At 70.0% G+C, this 606-nt stretch carries 1 protein-coding gene; it reads left to right on the forward strand.

All coding sequences use genetic code 11. From position 1 onward, the window contains the following. On the forward strand, window positions 1-606 hold a 606-nt coding region (locus IU459_RS37475; protein WP_228839068.1), incomplete at both ends, for a condensation domain-containing protein.

A 606-nucleotide genomic window follows, 5' to 3' on the forward strand; every position in this document is an offset into this window, starting at 1 on the left:
GGAACGGGTGCCGCTGTCGCTGGCGCAGCAGCGCATGTGGTTCATCAACCAGTTCGACCCGACCGTGCCGACCTACAACCTGCCGTTCGTGGTGCGGATGCGCGGCCAGGTGGATCTGGACGCGCTGTCCGCGGCGCTGCTGGATGTGATCGAGCGCCAGCAGTCGCTGCGCACGATCTTCCCCGAGTCCGGCGACGGCGGCTACCAGCAGGTGGTTCCGGTCGACCAGGTCGATCTCGGCATCGCGGTGCAGCCGATCGACGAGGCCGAATTGTACGGCGCGCTAGCCGAATTCGCCGCGCGCGGCTTCGATGTGACCTTCGAGCTGCCGATCCGGATGCGGGTGTTCGCGGTCACCGGCGGGCGCGGCAACGGCGCTCCCGACTACGCCGTGGCGTTCGTCCTGCATCACATCGCGGCCGACGGCTTCTCGTTCGGCCCGCTTGCCCGCGACGTGGCCGCCGCCTACCTGGCCCGCACCGCGGGCGAGGCGCCGAACTGGGCGCCGCTGCCGGTGCAATACCAGGACTTCAGCGTGTGGCAGCGCGAGTTGCTCGGCGCCGAAGCCGACCCCGGCTCCATGGCGGCGCGCGAAATCGCCTATTG

The organism is Nocardia amamiensis (assembly GCF_015477605.1).
Lineage (GTDB): Bacteria > Actinomycetota > Actinomycetes > Mycobacteriales > Mycobacteriaceae > Nocardia > Nocardia amamiensis_A.